We start from the raw sequence: 25,452 nt of genomic DNA, 5'->3' as shown, positions 1-25,452 counted from the left end.
AAATGCCCTTACTAGCCCGGCACGCGGCGAATCTTGGCGCCGAGCAGCTGCAGTTTTTCCTCGATGCACTCGTAACCACGGTCGATGTGGTAGATGCGGTCGATCAGGGTTTCGCCCTCGGCCACCAGCGCGGCGATCACCAGGCTGGCGGAGGCACGCAGGTCGGTGGCCATGACCGGGGCGCCTTTGAGCGCCGGCACGCCGGTGACGATGGCGGTGTTGCCTTCGACCAGGATCTGCGCGCCCATGCGGTTCATCTCGTAGACGTGCATGAAGCGGTTCTCGAACACCGTCTCGATGACGGTGCCGGTGCCCTCGGCGATGGCGTTGAGGGAAATGAACTGGGCCTGCATGTCGGTCGGGAAGGCCGGGTACGGCGCGGTGCGCACGTTGACGGCCTTGGGACGCTTGCCCTTCATGTCCAGCTCGATCCAGTCCGGACCGGTGGTGATCTCGGCGCCGGCTTCCTGCAGCTTGGCCAGCACGGCCTCGAGGATGGTCGGATCGGTGTCTTTCAGCTTGACCCGGCCACCGGTGGCGGCCGCGGCCACCAGATAGGTGCCGGTCTCGATACGGTCGGGCATTACGCTGTAACGACCGCCACCGAGGCGCTCGACACCGTCGATGACGATGGTGTCGGTGCCGGCGCCGCTGACCTTGCCGCCCATGGCATTGATGAAGTTGGCCAGGTCGACCACTTCCGGCTCACGCGCGGCGTTTTCCAGCACGGTGCGGCCCTTGGCCAGGGCGGCAGCCATCATGATGTTCTCGGTACCGGTCACACTGACGATATCGAAGAAGAAGTGCGCGCCGCGCAGGCCGCCTTCCGGCGCCTTGGCCTTGATATAGCCACCTTCCACGTCGATCTTGGCGCCCATGGCCTCGAGACCGCGGATGTGCAGGTTGACCGGACGCGAGCCGATGGCGCAACCGCCGGGCAGCGCCACTTCGGCCTCACCGAAACGGGCGACCATCGGGCCGAGTACCAGGATCGAGGCGCGCATGGTCTTGACCAGCTCGTACGGCGCGACCAGGGTCTTGATGGTGCTGGCATCGACTTCGACCGAGAGCTTCTCGTCGATGATCGGCTGCACGCCCATGCGGCCGAACAGCTCGATCATGGTGGTGATGTCGTGCAGGTGCGGCAGGTTGCACACGGTGACCGGGGTATCGGCCAGCAGGGTGGCGGCGAGGATCGGCAGCGCGGAGTTCTTCGCGCCGGAAATACGGATTTCGCCGTCGAGGCGGATACCGCCGGTGATGATCAGTTTGTCCATTCGGGTCTCGGGCTCAAGAACGCTCGGCCCAGGAGGCCTGGCTGAAGAATTTCATGGTCACGGCGTGGATGGCGCCACTGGCGATCCACTCGTTGAGGTGGGCATAGATCTGTTGCTGGCGCTTGACCGGGCTGAGCGCGGCCAGTTCGTCGCTGATCAGGTTCAGCTGGAAGTTGCAGCCTTCGCCTTCCACCTCGACACGGGTGTTGGGCAACTTGGCCTCAAGGAGGTTCTTAACTTCTACGGCCTGCATGCTCAACCTCGATCGGCGCAAAAGAATTCATGGGCGGGCCAAGGCTCGCGGGTCGGCAATCATACAAAAAAGCCCCCCGCCTGCGAAGCCCGGCAGACGGAGGGCTCTACTGCGGGGTCAGGCCGGCAGGTCGAGCAGCTCGTGCAGACCGGAAACCCGGGCGATGCCCTGCATGTCCTGCGGCAGGCCGCGCACCTTGAGGCTCTTGCCGGCAGCCCTGGCATCACGCATGAAGGCGAGCAGCAGGGACAAACCGACACTGCTGGATTTCTCCACGGCGGCGCAATCGAGAACCAGGGCGCTGGCCGCACTGGCGGCGATCAGCTGCCGCCCCTGCTCACGCAGGGCCGGCCCGCTGCGATAGTCGAGCACGCCGCTGAGCAGCAGCTCGCCGCCGGCGCCCTGACGAATGGCGGTCTCGCTCATTGACCGCTCGCCTGCTGGCCTTCGGCGCTGTCCTTGGCCTTGGCCACCACTTCGGCCCAGCCGTCGATGGTGCGGTCCAGGTCATTGCCGTTGCGCTGCATGCTGTCGGCGAACTGATCGCGGAACAGCTTGCCGACGTTGATGCCATTGATGATCACGTTGCGCAGCTTCCACTGCCCGTCGAGCTGCACCATGGTGTAGGACACGGGATAGACGGTGCCCTTGCTGTCGCGCACTTCCATGCCGACGCTGGCGCGGTCGGCGCCCTCGGCCTTGGCCGGCAGCACGCGAATGCTCTGATTGTCGTACTCGAGCAGGGCATTGCCGTAGAACTGCATCAGGCTGCGCTTGAAGTTGTCCTCGAAACGCTTGAGCTGCTCATCGCTGGCCCGACGCGAGTACTTGACGGTCATGATGCTGCGCGAGATGCCTGCGCTGTCGACCACCGGCCCGAGGATGCGCTCCAGGGTGTCGTAGAAGGACTGCGGGTTCTGCTGGTAACCGGCCTTGTTGGCCTTCAGATCACCAATCAGCTCGTCGGTGGTGCTCTTCACCACGTCATGCGCGGTCGGCGCTGCCGTCGCCACCAGGGGCAGGCTCGCCAGCAGGATCAGCAGGCCGCGACGCAGGAGGTTGAGGGTGTTCATTTGCTGTCCTTGTTCACCGAGTTCATCAGGAATTTGCCAATCAGGTCTTCCAGTACCAGCGCCGACTGGGTGTCGTGAATGGTGGCGCCGTCCGCGAGCAGGTCTTCCTCGCCGCCGACGCTGATGCCGATGTACTTCTCACCCAGCAGGCCGGCCGTGAGGATGGACGCCGTGGAATCGAGCGGCAGGTTGTCGACGCGCTTTTCGATCTCCATGGTCACGCGACCGGTGTAGCTGTCGCGATCCAGGTCGATGGCAGTGACCTTGCCGATGGTCACGCCGGCCATGGTGACCTTGGCCCTGACAGTCAGACCGGCAATATTGTCGAAGTTCGCATACAGCTTATAGGTATCGCCCGAACTCGTGGCCGACAGGCCGCTGACCCGCAGGGCAAGCAGCAGCAACGCCAGCAGTCCGGCCAGCAGGAACAGGCCGACGCCAATTTCCAGGGAGCGGCTTTGCATCAGAGATCTCCAAACATCAGGGCGGTCAGAATAAAGTCGAGGCCGAGGACGGCCAGGGAGGCGTAGACCACGGTCTTGGTAGTGGCACGACTGATGCCTTCCGAGGTGGGCTCGCAGTCATAGCCCTGGAACACGGCGATCCAGGTCACCACGAAGGCGAACACCACGCTCTTGATCACACCATTGAGCACATCTTCGGTGAACTGCACGCTGTTCTGCATGTTCGACCAGAACGAGCCTTCATAGACACCGAGCCAGTCGACGGCGACCATCGCCCCGCCCCAGATACCGACCACACTGAAGATCGCGGCCAGCAGCGGCATGGAGATGAAACCGGCCCACAGGCGCGGGGCGATGATGTACTTGAGCGGGTCGACACCGATCATTTCCAGGCTGGACAGCTGCTCGGTGGACTTCATGTTGCCGATCTCGGCGGTCAGCGCCGAGCCGGCACGTCCGGCGAACAGCAGGCCGGTGACCACCGGGCCCAGTTCGCGCAACAGGGTCAGGGCAACCATCTGCCCCACCGCCTGCTCCGAGCCGTAACTGGTGAGGATGTTGTAACCCTGCAGCGCCAGCACCATGCCGATGAACAGACCGGCGACAATGATGATCGGCAGCGACAGCACGCCTACCGAGTAGAGCTGGCGGATCAGCAACTGGCCGCCGTTGCGCAGGCCGCTGCGACCAAACAGCGAACTGAGCAGGAACAGGGACGAACGCCCCATGGCCTGCACCACATCTATACCCGCGCGCCCAAGCAGGGCCACGCGTTCAATAGGGGACTTCCTACGCATCAGCGCGCTCCCAGCAAATCGTCGAGGTAGCCCGGAGCCGGGTAGTGGAAAGGTACCGGACCGTCCGGAATACCTTTCATGAACTGCTGGATGCGCGGATTGGTGGAGCTCATCAGCTCAGCCGGCGTGCCTTGCCCCAGCACCTGGCCATCGCCCACCACATAGATGTAGTCGGCAATGCTGGCGGTCTCGGCCAGGTCATGGGACACCACGATGCTGGTGATGCCGAGGGCATCGTTGAGCAGGCGAATCAGGCGCACCAGCACCCCCATGGCGATGGGGTCCTGGCCGACGAACGGCTCGTCGTACATGAGAATCTGCGGGTCCAGGGCGATCGCGCGAGCCAATGCCACGCGGCGCTTCATGCCGCCGGACAGCTCATCCGGCATCAGCTCGACGGCGCCACGCAGGCCCACGGCCTGCAGCTTCATCAGCACGATGTCGCGAATCATCTCGTCGGACAGCTGGGTGTGCACGCGCAGCGGGAAGGCCACGTTCTCGAACACATCCAGGTCGGTGAACAGCGCTCCGCTCTGGAACAGCACGCCGAACTGCTTGCGCATGTCGAAAAGATCGCTGCGCGACAGGCTCGGCAGGTTCTGTCCGTTGACCCAGACCTCGCCGCTGGCGGGCTTGAGCTGAGCGGCAATCAGGCGCAGCAGCGTGGTCTTGCCACAGCCGGACGGCCCCATGATGCCGGTGACCTTGCCACGCGGTATGCGGATATCGACGTTGTCGAAGATGTTGCGCGCGCCACGTTTGAAGGTCAGCCCCTTCAACTCGACGGCATAGGCATTCTCGGCGCTCATCCAAACTCCTTGTTACACAGCCCTTCCTGGGTCAGACGCCATAACCCGCGACGGGGATACCTGGCGCCGCAGTCAGGGCCGAACAGGGCGCGGAATATAGCATCGGCGGGCCCTGCAGCCCAAGCCGCTGCAACCTTTTGTCACAAGATGCAGCGATCACAGCGCGCGTCAGGTGAGCCGAGGCGGCTTTGTCGTTATACTCGCTTCCTTTTATGTCGAGTCCCGCGAAGCATCCATGAGCCAGACCAGCGACCTGATCCAATCCGCGCAGCGCACCATCCGCCTCGAAGCCGAGGCCGTCGAGAGCCTGCTGACTCGCATCGACGCCGATTTCGTACGCGCCTGCGAAATGATCCTGACCTGCAAGGGCCGCGTCGTGGTGGTCGGCATGGGCAAGTCCGGGCACATCGGCAACAAGATCGCCGCCACCCTGGCCAGCACCGGCACGCCGGCCTTCTTCGTGCACCCGGCCGAGGCCAGCCACGGCGACATGGGCATGATCACCAAGGACGACGTGGTGCTGGCCCTGTCCAACTCCGGCTCCACCGCGGAAATCGTCACCCTGCTGCCGCTGATCAAGCGCCTCGGCATCCAGCTGATCAGCATGACTGGCAACCCGGAGTCGCCACTGGCCAAGGCCGCCGAAGTCAATCTGGACGCCCGCGTTGCCCAGGAAGCCTGCCCGCTGAACCTGGCACCGACCTCCTCCACCACCGTCTCCCTGGTAATCGGCGACGCCCTGGCCATTGCCCTGCTGGAAGCTCGCGGCTTCACCGCCGAAGACTTCGCTTTCTCCCACCCGGGCGGCGCCCTTGGCCGACGCCTGCTGCTCAAGGTGGAGAACGTGATGCACGCCGGCGCGCGTCTGCCGCTGGTGTCGCGCGGCACCTCGCTGCGCGATGCGCTGCTGGAAATGACCCGCAAGGGCCTGGGCATGACCGTGATCATCGAAGCCGACGGCAAACTGGCCGGCATCTTCACCGACGGCGACCTGCGCCGCACCCTGGACAAGAGCATCGACGTGCGCGAGGCCAGCATCGACCAGGTGATGACCCTGCACGGCAAGACCGCCCGCGCCGAGATGCTCGCCGCCGAGGCGCTGAAAATCATGGAAGACCACAAGATCAACGCGCTGGTGGTGGTCGATGACGAGGACAAGCCGGTTGGCGCCCTCAACATGCACGACCTGCTGCGCGCCGGAGTGATGTAAATGACTGCCAACCTACTGCAACGCGCCAAGGGCGTGAAACTGGCCATCTTCGACGTCGACGGCGTGCTCACCGACGGCCGCCTGTACTTCCTCACGGATGGCAGCGAGTTCAAGACCTTCAACACCCTCGACGGCCACGGCATCAAGATGCTGATCAACTCTGGGGTGCGCACCGCCATCATCAGCGGACGCAAGACCCCGGTGGTCGAACGCCGCGCGCAGAACCTGGGCATCCAGCACCTGTACCAGGGCCGCGAGGACAAGCTTGTCGTTCTGGATGAACTGCTCGGCGAGCTGGGCTTGTCCTATGAGCAGGTCGCGTATCTGGGTGACGATCTGCCCGATCTGCCGGTGATCCGTCGCGTCGGCCTGGGCATGGCCGTGGCCAGCGCCGACGACTTCGTCCGCCAGCACGCCCATGGCGTGACCGCCGCCCGCGGCGGCGAAGGCGCCGCCCGCGAATTCTGCGAGCTGATCATGCGCGCCCAGGGCACGCTGGAAGCCGCCCAGGCTGCCTACCTCTAGGAATCGCCCCATGAACGGCAAACTGCGCAATTACGTCATCGGCCTGCTGGCGGTAGCCCTGGTCGGTGCCCTTGGCTACTGGAACGTCCGCCCGGAAAGCTTCATGGAGCGCCAGGCGGCCGCCGAATCCGACACCACCATCGACTTCTACGTGGTCGGCGCCAGCGCCCAGCAGTTCCAGACAGACGGCCAACTGCAGTACGAAATGACCGCCACCAAGCTGGAGCACATCAAGGCCAGCGACATCACCCTGGTGGAAAAACCCGACCTGCAGCTGTACCGCGGCACCCAGTACCCCTGGCATGTGCGCAGCGACAAGGGCGAGGTCGCGCCGGAGGGCAAGCAGGTCGAACTGATCGATAACGTGCGCATCGCCCGCACCGATGCGCAGAACCGCCCCACCGTGATCACCACCAGCCGCGCCACCGTATTCCCAGACAAAGAATATGCGCAGACCCAGCAAGCCGTTAGAATCGAGGCCGCCAATGGGGTGACCACGGCACAGGGAATGAAAGCGTACATGAACGACGGCAAGATCGACTTGCTGTCCAACGTAAGAGGCCAGCATGAGGTTCGTTAAAACCTTCCCCCTACTGCTCAGCCTGGGCGCCGCGCTCGGAAGCGCCAGTGCCTGGGCCCTGCCCAGCGACCGCGACCAACCGATCCGGGTGCAGGCAGACAGCGCAGAACTGGACGACAAACAAGGCGTGGCGGTCTACCGCGGCGGCGTGGTGATCACTCAGGGCACCCTGAAGATCACCGGCGACACCGTGACCATCACCCAGGATGCCAATGGCGAAATCGAAGTCTTCACCTCGGTGGGCAAACCGGCCTATTACGAGCAGAAGCCTTCCGCCGACAAGGACATCGTCAAGGCCTACGGCCTGACCATCCAGTACTACGCGACCAACGAGCGCATCGTCCTGATCGACCAGGCCAAGGTGATCCAGCAGGGTAATACCTTCGAAGGCGAGAAGATCGTCTATGACACCCAGCGCCAGATCGTCAACGCCGGCCGCGCCACGGGCAGCAACGTCTCGATGCCGCGCCCGCGCATCGACATGATCCTGCAACCGCGCAAGAAAGACGGCCAAGCGGGGCAGGCGCAGTAATGGCGACCCTCAAAGCACAGCACCTGGCCAAGAGCTACAAGGGCCGCCAGGTGGTCCGCGACGTCAGCCTGTCCATCGACAGCGGCCAGATCGTCGGCCTGCTCGGCCCCAACGGCGCCGGCAAGACCACCTGCTTCTACATGATCGTCGGCCTGGTCCAGGCCGATCAGGGTCGCGTGCTGATCGACAGCCAGGACCTCAGCCACCAGCCCATGCACGGTCGCGCCCGCTCCGGCATCGGCTACCTGCCGCAGGAAGCCTCGATCTTCCGCAAGCTGTCGGTGGCCGACAACATCATGGCCATCCTCGAGACCCGCAAGGACCTCGACCGCGCCGGCCGGGAGAAGGCCCTGGAAGCCCTGCTGCAGGAATTCCACATCAGCCATATTCGCGACAGCCTGGGCATGAGCTTGTCCGGTGGCGAACGGCGCCGCGTGGAAATCGCCCGCGCCCTGGCCACCGAACCGAAGTTCATCCTGCTCGACGAACCCTTCGCCGGCGTCGACCCGATCTCGGTGGGCGACATCAAGCAGATCATCCACCACCTCAAGGCCAAGGGCATTGGCGTACTGATCACCGATCACAACGTGCGCGAGACCCTGGACATCTGCGAAACCGCCTACATCGTCAACGACGGTCAGCTGATCGCCGAAGGCGACGCCGAAACCATCCTGGCCAACCAGTTGGTCAAGGAAGTCTATCTGGGGCATGAATTCCGCCTGTGAGCCGAGCCCCGTGCGGGGCTTGCGCAAAGGGCTAGAATCATTCAAGGTCAGGCATATAATTTGCTTCCTAAGGCGGTTCGCCGCCCTGCAGTGGATGGCGCCGCGCGCCGGCAAGTGAACAAGGTACCCAGCCCCATACCATGAAACCGTCGCTAGTCCTCAAGATGGGCCAGCAGCTGACGATGACTCCGCAGCTGCAACAGGCTATCCGTCTCCTCCAGCTCTCCACCCTGGACCTGCAGCAGGAAATCCAGGAGGCTCTGGAATCCAACCCCATGCTGGAACGCCAGGAAGACGGCGAAGATTTCGACAACTCCGACCCGATGGCCGATGCCGCCGAACAGGCCGGAACCACTCAGCAGGACAATTCGAACTTCCAGGACAGCACGGTCGCGGTCAACAACAACGAAAGCGCCGAAGACGGCGACTGGCATGATCGCATCCCCAGCGAACTGCCCGTCGACACTGCCTGGGAAGACGTCTACCAGACCAGCGCCAGCAGCCTGCCCTCCAACGATGACGACGAGTGGGACTTCACCACCCGCACCTCCGCCGGCGAAAGCCTGCAGAGCCATCTGCTGTGGCAGCTCAACCTGGTGCCGATGTCCGACAAGGACAAGCTGATCGGCGTCACCATCATCGACTGCATCAACGACCAGGGTTACCTGGAAGAGAGCATCGACGAGATCGTCGAGTCCTTCGACCCGGAACTGGAGGTCGAGGCCGACGAGGTCGAGGCCGTGCTGCATCGCATCCAGCACTTCGAGCCGGCCGGCATCGGCGCCCGTGACCTACGCGAATGCCTGCTGCTGCAACTGCGCCAGCTACCCGCCAGCACGCCCTGGTTGAGCGAAGCACAGCGCCTGGCCAGCGAATACCTCGATGTCCTCGGCAGCCGCGACTACAGCCAGCTGCTGCGCCGCATGAAGCTCAAGGAAGACGAGCTCAGGCAGATCATCGAGCTCATTCAGAGCCTCAACCCGCGCCCGGGCTCGCAGATCGAGGCCAACGAACCCGAGTACGTGGTACCGGACGTCATCGTGCGCAAGCACAACGAGCGCTGGCTGGTCGAGCTGAACCAGGAGGCAGTGCCGCGCCTGCGCGTCAATCCGCAGTACGCCGGCTTCGTCAAACGCGCCGACTCCAGCGCCGACAACACCTTCATGCGCAACCAGCTGCAGGAAGCGCGCTGGTTCATCAAGAGCCTGCAGAGCCGCAACGAGACGCTGATGAAGGTGGCGACGCAGATCGTCGAGCACCAGCGTGGCTTCCTCGACTACGGCGACGAGGCGATGAAGCCGCTGGTCCTGCACGACATCGCCGAGGCGGTGGGCATGCACGAGTCGACCATCTCGCGCGTCACCACGCAGAAATTCATGCACACCCCGCGTGGCATCTACGAGCTGAAGTACTTCTTCTCCAGCCACGTCAGCACCTCCGAAGGCGGCGAATGCTCGTCCACCGCGATCCGCGCCATCATCAAGAAACTGGTGGCCGCGGAAAACGCGAAAAAGCCGTTGAGTGACAGCAAGATCGCTGGTTTACTGGAAGCACAGGGCATTCAGGTAGCCCGCCGCACTGTCGCCAAGTACCGCGAATCGCTCGGCATAGCGCCGTCCAGCGAACGCAAGCGACTGATGTAAGCGGCCCTGAGCGGAAGGCTTCTGCACCACCGTACCGAGCGCCAGATACCCTGCATGGGGGAAGCATGGCCCGCAGTGCACCAGCCCTTTCAGCCAACGTGTTACGGCGGCAGGCAAGCTAGTCTGTCTCTTACACCAGGCAACAAGGAGAAGCGGTATGCAAGTCAACATCAGTGGACATCAACTGGATGTGACCGACGCTCTGCGTGACTATGTCGGCGAGAAGTTGAGCCGGCTGGAACGCCATTTCGACAAGATCACCAATGTGCAGGTCATCATGGAGGTCGAGAAGCTGAAGCAGAAGATCGAAGCGACCCTGCACATTGCCGGCGGTGAAATCGTGGCCAACGCCGAGCACGAAGACATGTATGCGGCCATCGACCTGCTGACCGACAAACTCGACCGACAACTGATCAAGCACAAGGAAAAGCAGCTGGGTCGCCTGCAAGGCGCCACGGCTCGCTGACACCACCTCCCTCATGATCCGACTCGAAACCATTCTGACTCCCGCACGTTCCCTGGTGAACGTGCCGGGAGGCAGCAAGAAACGCGTACTCGAACAGATTGCCAACCTGGTTGCCCGCGATCTCACCGATCTGGACGCCCAGGACATCTTCGAAAACCTGATTGCCCGCGAGAAGCTCGGCTCCACCGGCTTCGGCAACGGCATCGCCATCCCCCACTGCCGCCTGCCGGGCTGCCAGGCGCCGATCAGCGCCGTGCTGCACCTGGATGCGGCGGTGGACTTCGACGCCATCGACGGCGCACCGGTCGACCTGCTGTTCGTCCTGCTGGTGCCGGAAGCGGCGACCGACGAGCACCTGGAGCTGCTGCGCCAGATCGCCAGCATGCTCGACCGCGCAGAGGTGCGCGAGCGGCTGCGCCAGGCGCAGAGCAACGAGGGCCTGTACCAGGTCGTGGTCGACGTCCAGAGCGGCCACTGAACACGGGGGCGTAATGCGTCTGATCATCGTCAGCGGTCGTTCCGGTTCGGGCAAGAGCACTGCCCTCGACGTGCTGGAAGACAACGGTTTCTACTGCATCGACAACCTGCCGGCCGGCCTGCTGCCGGACCTGGCCGAGCGCGCCCTGCTGCAGACCGAGCTGCTGCACCCGCAGGTCGCCGTGTCGGTGGACGCACGCAACCTGCCCAGCCAGCTCAAGCGTTTTCCCGAGCTGCTCGACGAGGTGCGCGCCCGCCATATCCAGTGCGACGTACTGTATCTCGATGCCGACGAGGAGACCCTGCTCAAGCGCTTCTCCGAGACCCGCCGGCGCCACCCGCTGACCAATGAAGATCGTGCCCTGGCCGAAGCCATCCGCGACGAGGCCCAGCTGCTGGCGCCGATCATCGATCTGGCCGACCTGAAGATCGACACCACCCACCTCAACCTCTACCAGCTGCGCGACAGCATCAAGCTGCGCCTGCTGAACAAGCCGGAACCGGGTACCGCCTTCCTGGTCGAATCGTTCGGCTTCAAGCGCGGCATGCCGGTCGACGCGGACCTGGTGTTCGATGTGCGCTGCCTGCCCAACCCCTATTGGAAGCCGGACCTGCGCGACATGTCCGGCCTGGAAGCCCCGGTGGCTGAGTATCTGGCGGCACAACCGGATGTCGAGGAGATGTACCAGGACATCCAGGCCTACCTGAACAAGTGGCTGCCGCGCTTCGCCGCCAGCAACCGGGCCTACGTGACCGTCGCCATCGGCTGTACCGGCGGCCACCATCGCTCGGTGTACCTGGCCAACCGCCTGGGCGAGGCCCTGAAACCCGTACTGAAGAACGTCCAGGTTCGCCATCGCGACCTCGGCTAAGGACTGCAATGCCCACCCGCGAGATCACCATCATCAACAAGCTCGGCCTGCACGCGCGCGCCGCCGCCAAGTTCGTCGGCGTGGCCAGCAGCTTCCCCTGCCAAGTCCGCGTGGGCCGCTCGCTGGAAGCGTTGGTGGACGGCAAGAGCATTATGGCGGTGATGATGCTGGCCGCCGGCAAGGGCACCAGCCTGCACCTGTCCAGCGAGGGCGAACAGGCCGAGCAGGCGCTGGACGCTCTGGTGGCACTGATCGACAACAAGTTCGACGAAGGCGAGTGAACGCCGACGCATGAAAAAAGGGGCCCACGGGCCCCTTTTTCGTTACGCAGCCGGTCAGCTACCGGCGACGGTCATGCGCTCGATCAGCACCGAGCCGGTGCGAATATTGCCGCGCAGTTCAAGGTCGCTGCCGACCGCGACGATCTGGCGGAACATGTCCTTGAGGTTGCCGGCGATGGTCACTTCCTGCACCGGGAACTGGATCTCGCCGTTCTCCACCCAGAAGCCGGCGGCGCCGCGCGAGTAGTCGCCAGTGACCAGGTTGAGCCCCTGCCCCATCAGCTCGGTGACCAGCAGGCCACGCCCCATACGCTTGATCAGGGCCTGCTGGTCCTCGTCGCCATGGCTGACGAACAGGTTGTGCACGCCCCCGGAATTGGCCGTGCTGGGCAGGCCCAGCTTGCGCCCGGAATAGGTACCGAGGACGTAGGAGACCAGCTCGCCACCGGCGACAAAGGGCTTGGCATAGGTGGCCAGACCATCGCCATCGAAGGTCGCGCTGCCCATGGCCCGCGGAATGTGCGGGCGCTCGTCGAGGTTCAGCCACTCGGGGAACAGGCGCAGGCCCAGCGCCCCTTCGAGGAACGAGGAATGGCGGTACAGGTTGCCGCCGGAAATGGCCGCGAGGAAATGCCCGAACAAGCCGGTGGCCAGCTCCGCGGCAAACAGTACCGGCACCTCGCACGTCGGCACCGGACGCGCCCCGAGGCGCGCCACGCTGCGCTCGGCGGCCTTGCGCCCGATCGACAACGGATCGGCGAGCAGCTCACCCTGGCGGTTGACGTCATACCAGTAGTCGCGCTGCATCTGCCCCTCGCCTTCGGCGATCATCACGCAACTGAGGCTGTGCCGGGTGCTGGCATAGCCGCCGACAAAGCCATGGCTGTTGCCATAGACGCGGCAGCCCTGATGGGTGCTGAGGCTGGTACCGTCGGCGTTGCTGATGCGCTTGTCGGTAGCGAAGGCTGCCGCCTCGCAGGCCAGGGCCAGTTCCACCGCCTGCTCCGGCGCGATGGCCCAGGGGTGATAGAGGTCCAGGTCCGGCAGTTCGCGCGCCATCAGCGCGGCGTCGGCGAGGCCGGCGCAATCGTCTTCCGAGGCATGCTTGGCGATGGCCAAGGCCGCCGCCACCGTTTCGCGAATGGCCGCCTCGCCGCTCGCCGAGGTGCTGGCCGAGCCCTTACGCTGGCCGACGTACAGGGTGATGCCGAAGCCCTGGTCGCGGTTGAACTCGACCGTCTCGACCTCGCCCTGGCGGACCGTGGTGGACAGGCCCTGCTCCATCGACACCGCCACTTCACAGGCGCTGGCGCCCTGGCGGCGCGCCTCGGCGATGATCTGCTCGACCTGCGCCTGCAGGTCCGGCAGGGCCTGCGGGCCCACTGCTTGTGCTGAACTCATGTTGCACTCCAACGACGGGAGGCCGGTCCGCTGCGGACAGGCTCCCCCTGACTGGTTATCATGACAGCGTTTCCATCCGGACCGCCCCCATGGCTGATTCATACGACGAAGACTTCTCCGGCGAGAAGAGCAAGACCCAGATCAAGCGCGAACTGCACGCCCTGCAGGATCTCGGCGCCCGCCTGACCACCCTCAAGCCCGAGCTGATCGCCAAGCTGCCGATCACCGACGGCCTGCGCAAGGCCCTGGCCGAGGCCCCGAAGCACACGGCCAATGCCGCCAAGAAACGCCACGTGCAGTTCATCGGCAAGCTTATGCGCGACCAGGACATCGACGCCATTCTGGCGCTGATCGACCAGGTCGACAGCTCCACCCGCGAATACAACGAGCGCTTCCACAATCTGGAGCGCTGGCGTGACCGCCTGATCACCGGCGACGACAGCACCCTGGAGAGTTTCGTCGCCGACTATCCGGAAGCCGACCGCCAGCACCTGCGCAGCCTGATCCGCCATGCCCAGCATGAAGCGGCCCACAACAAGCCGCCCGCCGCCGCGCGCAAAGTCTTCAAATACATCCGCGATCTGGACGAGGTCCAGCGCGGCCTGCGTTAACCGGGCGCGTCCCGCACCGGCGCCTCAGGCGCCGGTGCCGCCCACGGTGATCGCGTCGATTTTCAGGGTCGGCTGGCCGACGCCCACCGGCACCGACTGACCGTCCTTGCCGCAAGTGCCGACACCGCTATCCAGCGCCAGGTCGTTTCCGACCATCGATACCCGGCTCATCGCCTCCGGCCCGTTGCCGATCAGGGTCGCGCCTTTGACCGGCGCGGTGATCCTGCCGTCCTCGATCAGGTAGGCCTCGCTGGTGGAAAACACGAACTTGCCGCTGGTGATGTCGACCTGGCCGCCGCCGAGGTTGGCACAGTAGATGCCGCGTTTCACCGAGCGGATGATTTCTTCCGGATCGCTCTCGCCGGCCAGCATGTAGGTGTTGGTCATGCGCGGCATCGGCAGGTGCGCGTAGGACTCGCGCCGGCCGTTGCCGGTCGGCGCCACGCCCATCAGGCGTGCGTTCAGCTTGTCCTGCATGTAGCCCTTGAGCACGCCGTTCTCGATCAGCGTGGTGCACTGGGTCTGGGTGCCTTCGTCGTCCAGGCTCAGCGAGCCGCGACGGCCCGCCAGGGTGCCGTCGTCGACGATGGTGCACAGGCTCGACGCCACCCGCTCACCGACCTTGCCGCTGTAGGCCGAGCTGCCCTTGCGGTTGAAGTCACCCTCCAGACCATGACCGACCGCCTCGTGCAGCAGCACGCCGGACCAGCCGGCGCCCATCACCACCGGCAGAGTGCCGGCCGGCGCGGGAATCGCCTCCAGGTTGACCAGCGCCTGGCGCAGCGCCTCGCGGGCATAGCCCTTGGCACGCTCCTCGCCGTGGTGATCGAGTTCGAGGAAGTAGCGATAGTCGCTGCGCCCGCCACCACCGTGACCACCGCGCTCGCGGCGGCCGTTGTGCTCGACGATCACGCTGACGTTGAAACGCACCAGCGGACGGATGTCGGCGCCCAGGCTGCCATCGCTGGCGGCCACCAGCACATGGTCCCAGACTCCGGCCAGGCTCACGGTGACCTGCTTGATGCGCGGATCGAGGCTGCGAGTGAAGACGTCAATGCGCTTGAGCAGCTCGACCTTCTCGGCGCGCTCCAGCACTTCCAGCGGGTTGTCCTGAGCATACAGCGCCACCACCGCTGGGCTGGCGAAGGCCTGCACGCGGCCCTGCTGGCCGGCCCGGGCAATCGAGCGGGCGGCGCGCGCCGCCTGGCTCAGGGCCTCGGCATGGATGGCGTTGCTGTAGGCGAAACCGGTCTTCTCGCCGGACTGGGCGCGCACGCCCACGCCCTGGTCGAGGTTGAAGCTGCCTTCCTTGACGATGCCGTCCTCCAGCACCCAGGACTCGGAGACCTGGCTCTGGAAGTACAGATCGGCGGCGTCGATGCCGGGGCCGGCCAGTTCGCCGAGGATCGCCGGCAACTGCTCGATGGTCAGGTTGCCGGGGCTCAGCAGATGACCGCTGACGCGGCCGAGGATATCGCTCATGGTTGCTCCGTGGGCGCCGGACCGGGTTGTTCCGGCGCGATGAATCGTCTGTGAAGGGCCACCGGCATGCGCTGGCGGATCGCCGCCTGCTCGGCGGCATCGCGGCTGGCCAGTAGCACCGCCTCGCCCTGAGGCTGCTCGGCGAGCACACGGCCCCAGGGGTCGATGATCGCCGAGTGGCCGAACGTCTCACGGCCACCCGGGTGCGTACCACCCTGCCCCGCCGCCAGCACATAGCACTGGGTTTCGATGGCGCGCGCGCGGGTCAGCACCTGCCAATGCGCCGCGCCGGTAACGGCGGTGAAGGCCGCCGGGGCGCTGATCAGCTCGGCGCCCGCCTCGCGCAGGCGGCTATACAACTCGGGGAAACGCAGGTCGTAGCAGACCGTCAGGCCGAGTCGGCCGACCGGGGTGTCGGCCACCACCACGCGTCCACCGAAGGCATAGTCGTCCGATTCGCGATAGCGCCCGCGCGCATCGGCGACATCCACGTCGAACAGGTGCAGTTTGTCGTAGCGGGCGGCGCGCTCGCCGTGCTCATCGATCAGCAGGGAACAGGCATGTGCCTTGGCACTGGGCTGGCCGTCCGGCGGCAGGGGAATGGTGCCGGCGACTATCCACAGGCCCAGGTCGCGGGCGGTCTGCTGCAGCCAGGGCAGGATCGGCCCCCGGCCTTCCGCCTCGGCACGGCCGAGCGCGGCCAGGTCACGGCGACCCATGGCGGCGAAGTTTTCCGGCAGCACGGCAAGGCGCGCACCGGCCTCGGCGGCCTGCTGCAGCAGGCGGCGGGCGGCGGCCAGGTTGGCCAGGACATCGTCCTGGCTGACCATCTGGATTACGGCGAGGGACATGGAAACTTCCGTCCGGTTGATACCTGCATCCTACCGCAAGTCACTCAGCGCGGCTTCTCGAACGGTTTCTCGAAGCTGATCTCGGGCTCCTGCCAGGGCCCCTTGACCTTGTACTGCACGCTGGCGAAGCGGGCCACTCGATCCCCCAGCAGCTTGTCGGCAATGAACAGCGCACCACCGACGGCCGGCGCACCGACGATCAACGCGGCCAGCGGCAGGTTGTTGGTCACCGGCAGGGTCACCAGCAGCTTGGCGTCGATCTGCTCGCGCGCCATGTCCAGGGTACCGTTCAGCTCGAGGGTGCTGGACGGGCCGACCACGCGCAGCGGCTCGCGGGTATCGAACACGCCATCCTGGCCGACCAGCAGGGTCTTGGTGGTGTCGTAGCTGAAGCCCTTGCCAAGCAGGTCGGAGAAGTCCAGGCGCAGGCGACGGCTGATCGAGTTGAAGTTGAGCAGGCCGAACACGCGCAGGGCCGAGGCCGAGCCCTGCACCTCGACGAACTGGCCCTTGCGCAGGCTGGCATCCAGCCGGCCGGACAGCCGTTGCAGGCCGAACCAGGCGGGCGAGCCGGGCCAGCGGGTATCCATGTCCAGGCGGAAACGCTCGCTGGTGGCGCTCGGCGCGTAGCCCCAGGCGCTGAGGATATCGGCCAGATTCTTGCCCTCGATGCGCCCCTTGTACCAGCTGGCACTGCTCCCGGGAGCACCTTCCCAGCCCAGCTCGCCACCAACCTTGAGCCCCTTGAGGTCGAGCTTGAGTTCGCTGAAGCGCACGCCCTGCGCGGTGGGCCGGGCCTTGAGCGACCAGGCGCCGATCAGCGCATCGCCCTGCATCACCCTGGCGATGCGCACATCCACTGCCGGGATCTGCCGCGGGTCGACCGTCGCCAGCGGGTCCGATTTGTCCGGCACCGGCGCGCCAGCCTCGGGCGGCTGGGCCGGCGGGAAGCTGAGACGGGCCAGGTCGAGATCGATGGGCGCGCCTTTGGCATCGGGCAGGCCGACCCGGCCTTCCAGCAGGGCACTGCTCAGGTCGAGCTGCCAGCCACCCTGCACCGGCGCCAGCTTCACGCCCAGGTTCTCGATCTGCGTACCGAAGCCGCTGAAACGATCGATGCGCAGATCGGCACCGGCAAACAGCTTGCGATTCTGCCCGTCACCGGCCAGCGCCTGGTAGGGCTGCAGCGCCGCCTGCCAGGCGCTCCAGTCGAATGCAGCGAGACGCCCGCTGACCCGCAACCCCGCCGTGCTCGGCAGGCGCGCCGGATCGCCGCCCAGACGCAACTCGCCGCGACCATTGCCGAACTGCCCCGGCGGCGTGGCCAGCGCCAGGTTGGCCACGCCGCCATGGTCCAGCCAGTAGCGCCGTTCCGGGCCCTGCAGGGTCATACGCCAGCTGGTGCTGCGCTCAGCCGCGGCAGGCTTGGCGAAGGGAGCCGGCAGGTTCACCGCAAGCCCCTTGAGGTTGGAGTCGACGCGCAGCTGGCTGTCGCCGCCATCGAGGATCAGGCTCAGCTGATAGGGCAGCTCACCGCTGAGTGGCAGTGGCTGCGTCACACCAAGCCAGCTGCTCAGGCGATTCAACGCCACCCGGCCATTGACCTCGATGCGGGTCCGCGCGTTGCCACGCGCGCCCTGCGCCAGGGCCCGCCCACGCACCGCATGCCCGAGCACCTGGGCGCGGATATCCGGCGCACTGAGGCCACTGGCGCTGTTGAAGCGGAAGGCACCGGCGAGCCGGCTCAGCTCCAGTTCCGGGGTACTGATCTTCAGCTGTGCCCCCTGGGTGGCGAAGTCCACCTGGATCTGTGGCTTCTGCCCCTGGCTCAGGGGGATATCCAGTTTCAACTTGCCGCTCAGCGGTCCCTGCCCCTGCCAGCCGGCGAAGGTCTCGGCGGTGCCGATGGGCGCTTCCTGGAGAATCTTCAGGGCATCGGGCAGGCTGCTGTCCAGCTCACCCTCCAGCGCCAGGCGCGGCGACTGGCCGTTGGCGGCCTTGGGAATGCTGACCGTCACGTCGCGGACCCGGCTGTCGAGAATGCTGGCTGCCGGCACGCGCACATCGACACCATCGTCTTCGATCAGCACCTCGCCACGCGCCTCGCGCAGGCTCGGCCAGCCCGGCTGGAAAGCCAGCTCGGCACCGTCCACCAGGAAATACAGGCTGATGCTGCGAGCCGCGTCGTCGGCGCCCTTGGCCAGCGAGCCCTGGTACTGGAACCAGCCATCCTCGATATGCCCGGCACGGATCGCCGTCTGCAGCCAATCGGCCAGGGCCGGACTCAGGCCTGGCGAGCGGGTCGGCAGATACTTTTTAGCCTGCAGCGCGTCGCCGTCCTTGAGACCGACACGCAGGTCCATGTAGTCCTCCTGCGCCGGGTCCTTCTTCAGCCGGACCAGGAAGTCGCCCGCCACCCGGCCCTCGTCGCCCACCACCTGCAGGTACGGGCTCTGCAGGGTGAAACCCTCCTCGTCCAGCTCCCACAGCAGGCGCGCCCCCGCCTGGCGGTAGCGCCACATCTCGGGGAACAGGTTGGGGAAGTGCAGGCCGAAGTTTTCGCTGGCAGCCAGCCCTTCGCCGCTACCGAGGTCGCCGCGCACGCTGCCGCTGGCGTTTTCCACCGCTGGCGAGCCATGCCAGGCGCCAATGCTGACGCGCTCCAGGTTGGCCGAATAGCGCACCCGCGAGGCATCGCTCAGCTGCGGGCGGTAGTCGAGCTGCACGTTGCGCAGGGCACCACTTGGCCGCAGTGCTTCCAGAGCCTCGGTAGCGGCATCGGGCAGCGGTGCCAGGGCCAGAATCACCGGGCTCAGAGGCGTCAGGTCGAGGCGGTCGGCGCTGAGCGCCCAGCGCTGCACCTGCCCCTGGGCATCTAGCTGCTGGCTCAGGGCCAGTTGCACCTCGCCCCAGCGGGTATCACCCAGACTCAGCGCCAGGCCGTCCACCAGCAGATCGAAGCCGTCGGCGCGCCGCTCGAAATAGGCGCTCAGCGCCAGATCGCTGACCTGCACGGCCTTGCGCTTGGCGTAGGCACCGCGTACTTCCGGTGCGTGCAGGCGGGCCGCGCCGCGCTGTACCTGGCCGGCAACCCACTGCAGCCAGAATTCGCCGCCGGCCTGGGCGCGGTCCAGGTGCCAGTCGCGAGTGAGGCCGGCCGGCAACCAGGCGGCCCAGTCGCTCTGCGGCAGGCTCAGGTAGGCATCGGCCTTGCTCGCGCGCCAGTCCTGGCTGTCTAGCTGGACCTTGAGGTCGAAAGCCAGCGGCTGGCCATCGGGCAGCAGCAGGCGGCCATCGAGATGCTGGCGCACGCTGCCGCTGCGCAGCGTCAGGTCGATATAGGTCAGGCTGAGAGGTTCGCGCCCGCGCGGCTCCAGGGTCAGCTGGCTGCCCAGCAACGACACCTTGGTGACCATCTGCAGCGCATCGATCAGCTTCTGCGGCTGCGGCGTTGCGGCCGGCTCGCGCTGCGGCAGGCCCTCGACCGTCCAGCGCCCGTCCTCGGCCTGGCGCAGGCTGAGCTGCAGGCCCTCCAGCTGCAGGTTGGCGATACGCGGCTGGCGGGCCAGCAGGCTGGCGAGCATGTCCGGCACCACCCGCACCTGGTCCAGGCGCACCACAGCGGCGCCTTCGCCGAGCTGCACGTCATGCGCGGTGAGGATCGGGTCGAAGCCACTCCAGCCGCCTTCCAGATGGCCGATCGACAGCGGCATGCCCACTGCCGCCTGGGCACGGGCCTGAACCTCGTCGCGGTACTCGGCGACCAGCGGCACCAGCTCTCGCCCCAGGCTCACATAGAGCGCGGCAAGCACCAGCAGCAGGGCACAGAGACCGAGCGTCGCGCGCAGCAACCGAATCAGCAGGCCCATTCAGCGCAGCGCCTCAGAGCAGCACGACATCGTACTGCTCCTGGGAATACATGCTCTCCACCTGAAACTTGATGGTACGGCCGATGAAGGCCTCCAGATCGGCGACGTTGCCCGACTCCTCGTCCAGCAGGCGGTCGACCACCTTCTGCTCGGCCAGCACCAGATAGCCCTCGGCCTGGTAGGCGCGGGCTTCGCGGAGAATCTCGCGGAAGATTTCGTAGCAGATGGTTTCCGGCGTCTTCAGCTTGCCACGGCCCTGGCAGGCGCTGCAGGGCTCGCACAGCACCTGTTCGAGGCTCTCGCGGGTGCGCTTGCGGGTCATCTGCACCAGGCCCAGCTCGGTGATGCCGATGATGTTGGTCTTGGCGTGGTCGCGCTCCAGCTGCTTCTCCAGGGTGCGCAGCACCTGGCGCTGGTGTTCTTCATCTTCCATGTCGATGAAGTCGATGATGATGATCCCGCCGATGTTGCGCAGGCGCAGCTGGCGAGCAATGGCGGTGGCCGCCTCGAGGTTGGTCTTGAAGATAGTCTCTTCGAGGGTGCGGTGACCGACGAAGGCGCCGGTGTTGACGTCGATGGTGGTCATCGCCTCGGCCGGGTCGATGATCAGGTAGCCGCCGGACTTGAGCGGCACCTTGCGCTCCAGGGCACGCTGGATCTCGTCTTCGACACCATACAGGTCGAAGATCGGCCGCTCGCCGGGGTAGTGTTCTAGGCGATCGGCGATTTCCGGCATCAGCTCGTCGACGAACTGGGTGATCTTGCCGAAGGTTTCCCGCGAGTCGATGCGGATCTTCTCGATCTTCGGGTTGACCAGGTCACGCAAGGTGCGCAGCGCCAGGGACAGGTCTTCGTAGATCACCGTGGGGGTCGATGCGGTCTTCATCTGCGCAGCAATCTGCTCCCACAGGCGGCGCAGGTAGCGGATATCGACCAGGATCTCGTCCTTGCCGGCACCCTCGGCGGCGGTGCGCAGGATGAAACCACCAACCTCCTCGATGCCCTCGGCCGCCACGCAATCGGCCACCACCTGCTTGAGACGCTCGCGCTCGGCCTCGTCCTCGATCTTCAGGGAAATGCCGACATGCGCGGTACGCGGCATGTAGACCAGATAACGCGAAGGGATCGAGAGGTGGGTGGTCAGGCGCGCACCCTTGGTGCCGATCGGGTCCTTGGTCACCTGCACCACCAGGCTCTGGCCCTCGTGGACCAGGGCACCAATGGACTCCACGGCGCTACCCTCGCGATTGGAGATTTCCGCCGCATGAATGAAGGCCGCGCGCTCCAGGCCGATGTCGACGAAAGCGGCCTGCATGCCGGGCAGCACGCGCACCACCTTGCCCTTGTAGATGTTGCCGACGATGCCGCGCTTCTGCGTGCGCTCGACATGCACCTCCTGCAGCACACCGTTTTCCACCACCGCCACGCGCGACTCCATCGGCGTGATGTTGATCAGGATCTCTTCGCTCATGCGTCCTACTCTGCGCGCCGCGGCCTGGGGCCACCGCCATTCTCATTATTGTGGGCCGGCAGGTCAGGCCTGCCAGCACGGAATTCCGAACTCCCCCAGCAACTGCGCGGTTTCGCACAGCGGCAGGCCGACAACGGCCGAGTAACTGCCTTCGAGCTGGCTGACGAACACCGCCGCCAACCCCTGAATACCATAACTGCCGGCCTTGTCGCAGGGCTCACCAGTCGCCCAATAGGCCTCGGCCTCGCCCGCACGCAGCGGGCGGAAGCGCACACGGCTGGCCACCACCCGCGACTCGATGCGCTGCGCGCTGGCCAGCGCCACGGCGGTCAGCACCTGATGCTCGCGACCAGACAGTGCGGCCAGCGTGGCCAGGCACTCGGCCCGGTCGGCCGGCTTGCCCAGAATGCGCCCATCGAGCACCACGGCGGTATCGGCGCCCAGAACCACGGCATCTGTCGGGTCGCTGAGTGCGGCCAGCCCGGCCTGCGCCTTTTCCCTGGCCAGGCGCTCTACATAGCGCTCGGCGGGCTCACCGGGCAATGCCGTTTCATCGATGGAAGCGATTAGCGTGACGAAGGGCACACCGATCTGCGCCAGCAGCTCGCGCCGGCGGGGGGAAGCCGAGGCCAGATGAAGCGAGGCCATGCAGACATCTCCTGGTCTGGAGTAAGGAGGTGCGGCGCCTCAGTAAACCCCGAAGCGCCGTTGCAGCCCCCGCAGAATGGCGAACACCCAGGGCCAGAGCAAGGCGCTGATCAGCGCCGGCAGGACGAACGCCAAGGTCGGGGGACGATTGCCGGTGAGCGCGTTGAGCCATAGCTGCACCAGCTGGGCGATGCCGAACACCACCAGCAGTACCAGGCTCTGCTGCCAGGTGGGGAACATCTGCAGACGCCGCTGCAACGACAGCACCAGGAAGACGATCAGGGTGAGTATCAGGGCGTTCTGCCCCAGCAGCGTGCCATTGAGCACATCCACCACCAGTCCCAGGCACCAGGCAGTGAGCATGCCCACCCGCTGTGGCAGGACCAGCACCCAGTAGGACAGGAACAGGGCCAGCCACAGCGGCCGACCCAGTTCGAGGAAACGCAGCTGCGGATGCTCGCTGAACGGGATGGGCGCCACGCTGAACAGCAGCGCCAGCAGCAGACTGGCCCAGAGCACCCAGAAATTGCGCGGTTTGACCTGGACCATCACTGACTCCCTGCGGCAGCTGGAGCGACCGGCGTTGCCGGCGCCGGCACGGTAGCAGGCGGCACTGCCGGAGACTGCCCGGTGGCGGCCTCGGCTTTGCGGTCGGCGGCTTCCTGGGCCTCGGCGGCCTCGGTGGCGCGCTCTTCCGCCGTGCGGCCGTCGGTAAACACCAGCAGCATGTAACGACTGCGATTGAGCGCCGCGGTAGGTACGGCACGCACGATGGCGAACGGCTGGCCGGAGTCGTGAATCACCTCATTGACCGTGGCCACCGGATAGCCGGCCGGGAAGCGCTGGCCCATGCCGGAGCTGACCAGCAGATCGCCTTCCTTGATGTCCGCCGTGTCGGCCACATGGCGCAGCTCCAGGCGCTCCGGATTGCCAGTACCGACAGCAATGGCACGCAGACCGTTGCGATTGTCCTGCACCGGGATGCTGTGGTTGGTATCGGTGAGCAGCAACACCCGCGCGGTGTAGGGCATGACCTCGACCACCTGGCCCATCAGGCCACGGGCATCGAGCACCGGCTGGCCGAGGAACACGCCATCCTTCTCGCCCTTGTCGATCAGGATGCGGTGGGTGAAGGGGTTGGGGTCGACGCCGATCAGCTCGGTGACCAGCACCTTTTCTTCCACCAGCGCGGCGGAATTGAGCAGCTCGCGCAGGCGCACGTTCTGCTCGGTGAGGGTGGCCAGCTTCTGCAGGCGGCCCTGCATCAGCAGCGCTTCGGCCTTGAGCTTCTCGTTCTCCGCCACCAGCTCGCTGCGGCTGGCGATCTGCTGGGTCGCCTCCTCCCACAGCGTCATCGGCAGGCGGGCCACGCGGTAGGTCGGCTCGACGATCAGGCCGAGCTGCGAGCGCAGCGGCTGCAGCACCTCGAAGCGTGCATCCACCACCATCAGCACGGCCGACAGCACGACCAGAACCAGCAGTCGTACGCCCAGCGACGGTCCCTTGGCGAATAACGGTTTGATGACGGCTACCCTCGACTGACGGCTAGAAAACACAAAGCCGGAAGGACCAGCTTCCGGCTTCGGCTCACCCCTGGGGGGATCACTCGGTGGACAGCAGGTCCATGGAGTGACGATCCATCATTTCCAGGGCACGACCACCGCCACGCGCCACGCAGGTCAGCGGGTCCTCGGCGACGATCACCGGCAGGCCGGTTTCCTGGGCCAGCAGCTTGTCCAGGTCGCGCAGCAGCGCGCCACCGCCGGTCAGCACCAGGCCGCGCTCGGCAATGTCCGAGGCCAGCTCGGGCGGCGACTGCTCCAGGGCACTCTTGACCGCCTGCACGATGGTGGCCAGGGATTCCTGCAGCGCTTCCAGCACTTCGTTGGAGTTCAGGGTGAAGCTGCGCGGCACGCCTTCGGCCAGGTTACGGCCACGCACGTCGACTTCGCGCACGTCGCCGCCAGCGTAGGCGGTGCCGATTTCCTGCTTGATGCGCTCGGCGGTGGATTCGCCGATCAGCGAGCCGTAGTTGCGGCGCACGTAGGTGATGATGGCTTCGTCGAAGCGGTCGCCGCCGACGCGGACGGATTCAGCGTAGACCACGCCGTTCAGCGAGATCAGGGCGATTTCGGTGGTGCCGCCGCCGATGTCGACGACCATGGAGCCACGGGCCTCTTCAACCGGCAGGCCGGCACCGATGGCAGCAGCCATCGGCTCTTCGATCAGGAACACTTCACGGGCACCGGCGCCCAGGGCGGATTCGCGAATGGCGCGACGCTCGACCTGGGTAGATTTGCACGGCACGCAGATCAGCACGCGCGGCGACGGCTGCAGGAAGCTGTTCTCGTGAACCTTGTTGATGAAGTACTGCAGCATCTTCTCGCAGACGCTGAAGTCGGCGATCACGCCGTCCTTCATCGGACGAATGGCGGAGATGTTGCCCGGGGTACGGCCGAGCATGCGCTTGGCCTCAGTGCCGACGGCAACCACGGATTTCTGGTTGCCACTGCTACGAATGGCGACCACAGACGGCTCGTTGAGGACGATGCCACGCTCGCGGACATAGATCAGGGTATTGGCGGTGCCCAGGTCGATCGACAGATCGCTGGAAAACATGCCACGCAGTTTCTTGAACATGAGGAAGAAGCCCTAGACAGAGCGCGATCAAAACGCTGGGTAAAAAAGTGCGGCAAACTCTATCAACGAGCCGCCCTTTGGGCAAGGCGCCAGATATGCTAAATTGCCTGCTTTTCCGGGCCCGATGGCCCACAATTCGCGGCCTTTGACCGCCCCGCGCGGCATCCGTTCCCCGCCCGTTTTTCTGGAGACTCACGATGGCGCTCGAACGCTCCGACGTGGAAAAAATCGCCCATCTGGCCCGCCTGGGCCTGACCGAGAGCGAAATTCCGCAAACCACCGCCACCCTCAACAACATCCTCGGCCTGATCGACGCCATGCAGGCCGTCGACACCACCGGCATCGAGCCGCTGGCCCATCCGCTGGAAGCCACCCAGCGCCTGCGCGCCGACACTGTGACCGAGCAGAACCAGCGCGACGCCTACCAGGCCGTCGCCCCGGCCGTGGAAAACGGCCTGTTCCTCGTGCCGAAAGTCATCGAATAAAAGGAAAGGG

The 25,452-nt window shown here is 65.7% G+C and carries 28 protein-coding genes; 12 read left to right on the top strand and 16 right to left on the bottom strand.

What is annotated here, in order from left to right; genetic code table 11:
• Positions 1-11: 11 nt before the first annotated feature.
• From murA to PA6_RS12610, 7 genes are all read right to left on the bottom strand, one after another.
• On the bottom strand, positions 12-1,277 hold the full coding sequence (murA, locus tag PA6_RS12640) for a UDP-N-acetylglucosamine 1-carboxyvinyltransferase (protein WP_021701318.1): 1,266 nt from the start codon (positions 1,275-1,277) through the stop codon (positions 12-14).
• Positions 1,278-1,290: 13 nt separating this feature from the next.
• Positions 1,291-1,530, bottom strand: coding sequence for a BolA family protein (locus PA6_RS12635; RefSeq protein WP_021701317.1), 240 nt, complete (start codon positions 1,528-1,530; stop codon positions 1,291-1,293).
• 117 nt (positions 1,531-1,647) lie between these two features.
• Positions 1,648-1,956: an STAS domain-containing protein gene (locus PA6_RS12630; RefSeq protein ID WP_021701316.1), complete on the bottom strand. Its 309-nt coding sequence runs from the start codon at positions 1,954-1,956 to the stop codon at positions 1,648-1,650.
• Positions 1,953-2,603: an MlaC/ttg2D family ABC transporter substrate-binding protein gene (locus PA6_RS12625; RefSeq protein WP_021701315.1), complete on the bottom strand. Its 651-nt coding sequence runs from the start codon at positions 2,601-2,603 to the stop codon at positions 1,953-1,955. The genes PA6_RS12630 and PA6_RS12625 overlap by 4 nt, the downstream gene beginning before the upstream one ends.
• A complete protein-coding gene (mlaD, locus tag PA6_RS12620; protein WP_021701314.1) occupies positions 2,600-3,067 on the bottom strand; it encodes an outer membrane lipid asymmetry maintenance protein MlaD in 468 nt (155 codons plus the stop codon). Before mlaD ends, PA6_RS12625 begins: the two co-directional genes overlap by 4 nt.
• A complete protein-coding gene (gene mlaE, locus PA6_RS12615) occupies positions 3,067-3,864 on the bottom strand; it encodes a lipid asymmetry maintenance ABC transporter permease subunit MlaE (RefSeq protein ID WP_021701313.1) in 798 nt (265 codons plus the stop codon). Before mlaE ends, mlaD begins: the two co-directional genes overlap by 1 nt.
• Positions 3,864-4,673, bottom strand: a complete 810-nt coding sequence (locus PA6_RS12610) for an ATP-binding cassette domain-containing protein (RefSeq protein ID WP_021701312.1) — start codon at positions 4,671-4,673, stop codon at positions 3,864-3,866. Before PA6_RS12610 ends, mlaE begins: the two co-directional genes overlap by 1 nt.
• Before the next feature lie 235 nt (positions 4,674-4,908).
• Between PA6_RS12610 and PA6_RS12605 the strand changes: the two genes are divergently transcribed.
• The 10 genes from PA6_RS12605 (at position 4,909) to PA6_RS12560 (ending at position 11,984) form a co-directional block, all read left to right on the top strand.
• Positions 4,909-5,883: a KpsF/GutQ family sugar-phosphate isomerase gene (locus tag PA6_RS12605; RefSeq protein WP_021701311.1), complete on the top strand. Its 975-nt coding sequence runs from the start codon at positions 4,909-4,911 to the stop codon at positions 5,881-5,883.
• Positions 5,884-6,408, top strand: coding sequence for a KdsC family phosphatase (locus PA6_RS12600; protein ID WP_021701310.1), 525 nt, complete (start codon positions 5,884-5,886; stop codon positions 6,406-6,408).
• Between the two features lie 10 nt (positions 6,409-6,418).
• Positions 6,419-6,988 (top strand): LPS export ABC transporter periplasmic protein LptC, encoded by a 570-nt coding sequence (lptC, locus tag PA6_RS12595; protein ID WP_021701309.1) that lies wholly within the window; start codon positions 6,419-6,421, stop codon positions 6,986-6,988.
• Positions 6,975-7,520 carry a lipopolysaccharide transport periplasmic protein LptA gene (gene lptA / locus PA6_RS12590; RefSeq protein WP_021701308.1) on the top strand — a complete coding sequence of 182 codons (546 nt, stop codon included), beginning with the start codon at positions 6,975-6,977 and terminating at the stop codon, positions 7,518-7,520. Before lptC ends, lptA begins: the two co-directional genes overlap by 14 nt.
• On the top strand, positions 7,520-8,245 hold the full coding sequence (gene lptB / locus PA6_RS12585; protein WP_021701307.1) for an LPS export ABC transporter ATP-binding protein: 726 nt from the start codon (positions 7,520-7,522) through the stop codon (positions 8,243-8,245). The genes lptA and lptB overlap by 1 nt, the downstream gene beginning before the upstream one ends.
• A gap of 140 nt (positions 8,246-8,385) precedes the next feature.
• Positions 8,386-9,888, top strand: a complete 1,503-nt coding sequence (locus tag PA6_RS12580; RefSeq protein ID WP_021701306.1) for an RNA polymerase factor sigma-54 — start codon at positions 8,386-8,388, stop codon at positions 9,886-9,888.
• Positions 9,889-10,045: 157 nt separating this feature from the next.
• Entirely contained in the window at positions 10,046-10,354 is a 309-nt protein-coding gene (gene hpf, locus PA6_RS12575) for a ribosome hibernation-promoting factor, HPF/YfiA family (protein ID WP_021701305.1), read from the top strand.
• A gap of 13 nt (positions 10,355-10,367) precedes the next feature.
• The gene (gene ptsN, locus PA6_RS12570) at positions 10,368-10,832 is read left to right on the top strand and encodes a PTS IIA-like nitrogen regulatory protein PtsN (RefSeq protein ID WP_021701304.1); all 465 of its coding nucleotides are present in this window, start codon (positions 10,368-10,370) and stop codon (positions 10,830-10,832) included.
• 13 nt (positions 10,833-10,845) lie between these two features.
• On the top strand, positions 10,846-11,703 hold the full coding sequence (rapZ, locus tag PA6_RS12565; protein WP_021701303.1) for an RNase adapter RapZ: 858 nt from the start codon (positions 10,846-10,848) through the stop codon (positions 11,701-11,703).
• Between the two features lie 8 nt (positions 11,704-11,711).
• On the top strand, positions 11,712-11,984 hold the full coding sequence (locus PA6_RS12560) for an HPr family phosphocarrier protein (RefSeq protein ID WP_021701302.1): 273 nt from the start codon (positions 11,712-11,714) through the stop codon (positions 11,982-11,984).
• A gap of 54 nt (positions 11,985-12,038) precedes the next feature.
• On the opposite strand, the gene pmbA is transcribed toward PA6_RS12560, so the two are convergent.
• Positions 12,039-13,385 carry a metalloprotease PmbA gene (gene pmbA, locus PA6_RS12555; RefSeq protein ID WP_021701301.1) on the bottom strand — a complete coding sequence of 449 codons (1,347 nt, stop codon included), beginning with the start codon at positions 13,383-13,385 and terminating at the stop codon, positions 12,039-12,041.
• Between the two features lie 89 nt (positions 13,386-13,474).
• Between pmbA and yjgA the strand changes: the two genes are divergently transcribed.
• Entirely contained in the window at positions 13,475-13,996 is a 522-nt protein-coding gene (gene yjgA, locus PA6_RS12550; protein ID WP_021701300.1) for a ribosome biogenesis factor YjgA, read from the top strand.
• A 24-nt stretch (positions 13,997-14,020) separates the two neighbouring features.
• On the opposite strand, the gene tldD is transcribed toward yjgA, so the two are convergent.
• From tldD to mreB, 8 genes are all read right to left on the bottom strand, one after another.
• Positions 14,021-15,478: a metalloprotease TldD gene (gene tldD, locus PA6_RS12545; RefSeq protein ID WP_021701299.1), complete on the bottom strand. Its 1,458-nt coding sequence runs from the start codon at positions 15,476-15,478 to the stop codon at positions 14,021-14,023.
• Positions 15,475-16,329 carry a carbon-nitrogen hydrolase family protein gene (locus PA6_RS12540; RefSeq protein WP_021701298.1) on the bottom strand — a complete coding sequence of 285 codons (855 nt, stop codon included), beginning with the start codon at positions 16,327-16,329 and terminating at the stop codon, positions 15,475-15,477. Before PA6_RS12540 ends, tldD begins: the two co-directional genes overlap by 4 nt.
• 44 nt (positions 16,330-16,373) lie before the next feature.
• Positions 16,374-20,198, bottom strand: a complete 3,825-nt coding sequence (locus tag PA6_RS12535) for a YhdP family protein (protein ID WP_021701297.1) — start codon at positions 20,196-20,198, stop codon at positions 16,374-16,376.
• Positions 20,199-20,211: 13 nt separating this feature from the next.
• A complete protein-coding gene (rng, locus tag PA6_RS12530) occupies positions 20,212-21,669 on the bottom strand; it encodes a ribonuclease G (protein WP_021701296.1) in 1,458 nt (485 codons plus the stop codon).
• A 63-nt stretch (positions 21,670-21,732) separates the two neighbouring features.
• Positions 21,733-22,317 (bottom strand): Maf family protein, encoded by a 585-nt coding sequence (locus PA6_RS12525; RefSeq protein WP_021701295.1) that lies wholly within the window; start codon positions 22,315-22,317, stop codon positions 21,733-21,735.
• Between the two features lie 39 nt (positions 22,318-22,356).
• Positions 22,357-22,866 (bottom strand): rod shape-determining protein MreD, encoded by a 510-nt coding sequence (gene mreD / locus PA6_RS12520; protein WP_021701294.1) that lies wholly within the window; start codon positions 22,864-22,866, stop codon positions 22,357-22,359.
• Complete coding sequence (mreC, locus tag PA6_RS12515; protein ID WP_021701293.1) at positions 22,866-23,783, bottom strand: rod shape-determining protein MreC; 918 nt, start codon at positions 23,781-23,783, stop codon at positions 22,866-22,868. The genes mreD and mreC overlap by 1 nt, the downstream gene beginning before the upstream one ends.
• 136 nt (positions 23,784-23,919) lie before the next feature.
• Entirely contained in the window at positions 23,920-24,957 is a 1,038-nt protein-coding gene (mreB, locus tag PA6_RS12510; RefSeq protein WP_021701292.1) for a rod shape-determining protein MreB, read from the bottom strand.
• Positions 24,958-25,154: 197 nt separating this feature from the next.
• On the opposite strand from mreB, the gene gatC reads away from it, so the two are divergent.
• On the top strand, positions 25,155-25,442 hold the full coding sequence (gene gatC, locus PA6_RS12505) for an Asp-tRNA(Asn)/Glu-tRNA(Gln) amidotransferase subunit GatC (protein WP_021701291.1): 288 nt from the start codon (positions 25,155-25,157) through the stop codon (positions 25,440-25,442).
• The last annotated feature ends 10 nt before the right edge of the window (positions 25,443-25,452 follow it).

The sequence above is a fragment of the Aquipseudomonas alcaligenes NBRC 14159 genome, assembly GCF_000467105.1.
Lineage (GTDB): Bacteria > Pseudomonadota > Gammaproteobacteria > Pseudomonadales > Pseudomonadaceae > Aquipseudomonas > Aquipseudomonas alcaligenes.
Note: the sequence above shows the minus strand (reverse complement) of the source record. Positions and strands in the feature narration are given on the sequence as shown.